Annotated in this window: 3 protein-coding genes; all 3 read right to left on the bottom strand. The window is 37.9% G+C overall.

Features of this window, described 5'->3' with window-relative positions; all coding sequences use genetic code 11:
* Positions 1-782 (bottom strand): helix-turn-helix domain-containing protein (locus tag HCK02_RS13810; RefSeq protein WP_167630675.1); only part of this gene is annotated, 782 nt, incomplete at its 3' end.
* Entirely contained in the window at positions 783-1,007 is a 225-nt protein-coding gene (locus tag HCK02_RS13805) for a hypothetical protein (protein ID WP_167630674.1), read from the bottom strand.
* The gene (locus tag HCK02_RS13800; RefSeq protein ID WP_167630673.1) at positions 1,004-1,225 is read right to left on the bottom strand and encodes a hypothetical protein; all 222 of its coding nucleotides are present in this window, start codon (positions 1,223-1,225) and stop codon (positions 1,004-1,006) included. Before HCK02_RS13800 ends, HCK02_RS13805 begins: the two co-directional genes overlap by 4 nt.
* Positions 1,226-1,303: the final 78 nt, after the last annotated feature.

Here is a 1,303-nt window from a genome sequence, read left to right as displayed (position 1 = left end):
CTATTCTTTTTTTGTTGTTCATAGGCAACAGCAGCAGCAAGTTCTGTAATATTCGCTTGTGACCATTCTTTTAAAATATCTTGTATAAGCGGGTAACCTCGAGCACCTCGCATACCAGCGTGATAGATCGCGAAGTTAACAAGCGGTCTATTTGTGTCTTCTTCCCAAGCGATTAAGTCCTGTACTTGATAGGGGCTTAATTGACATACATTTCCCAAACAATTTGTGATGCAATCTTGAAATAAATCAATGGGAATGGATGCTGCTGCCTGCTTATTTGCATCAGACAGCTCACTATATAATTTATTATTACTATTTTCAGCAGCAGCACTGTTATTATTTATATTGTTACTTTTAAGACTGTTACTTATACTGTACTTGTTTTCTGACTGCGGATTATCCGACTGCGGAAAACCTGACTGCGGTTTTTCTGACTGCGGGTTATCCGTAGTCTTGAAATCCGACTGCTGGGTTACTTCATTCAAAATGTGATAAATATTTTGTTGTTGTTGCCCTTTTTCGTTTTTCATTTGCGTGACTTTGATGTACCCTTTTTCTATTAATAATTTACGATGTTTATAAAAGCGCTCACGGCTTATGTTTAACTCTGCTAATATGAGTTCTACGCTTGGAAATGCGGTTTGGCCCGCACCAGCAAAACTACATAAATATGAATAAATGGCTTTTGCCTCTATACTTAACTCCTGATCCCGCATGACCGCTTTTGCAATCATGCCGAATCCTTGTTTATAGATCCCTTCATAAAAAACTTGATCTTGCATTTAAATGCCTCCTTGCCTCCGCTTGTAAAGCTCAAAAGAAAGGCTTATAAGCGTAATTTTTAGTGCAATTTGTGCAAAACGACTTTCTATTTTCATTTGCTTGCAACGGTTATGAAGTCTTAGTAAAGTACGTGTGTCTAATTCACTTATTGCCTTCATGCTAGCCTCAAACGTTTCTTGTATTTTAGAGGGTGCTTCATTAAGCAGTAAATAGGGATATTTCATAAGGTCGCTTCCTCCTGCTTGTATTTTTCTAGTTCAGATTCTGCGAGCTGGATAATTTCTGTTATAAGGCTTCCCGCAGCTTTATTTTCATGCTGATAGTCTCTTAATAATTGGATAAAACAAACCAAGGCTCGCTTGCTCATGGTTGAGAGTATATTTTTTATATCTAGAAAGGTAGCGGATTCACGAATAATAGTCATCGCCTCTTTAGTTGGCAATAGAAACACCTCCCATCAGCTCCGCAAAATCTTGAACGGAATCTGGTATTTCCTTAGACTGATAAAATGGTTTGCCAA

Source organism: Listeria valentina (assembly GCF_011800755.1).
Taxonomy (GTDB): domain Bacteria; phylum Bacillota; class Bacilli; order Lactobacillales; family Listeriaceae; genus Listeria; species Listeria valentina.
Note: the sequence above shows the minus strand (reverse complement) of the source record. Positions and strands in the feature narration are given on the sequence as shown.

What these genes read in the sequence shown, in the direction of transcription:
- HCK02_RS13805 (WP_167630674.1), bottom strand. Translation starts at nt 1,007, where the DNA reads ATGAAATATCCCTATTTACTGCTTAATGAAGCACCCTCTAAAATACAA.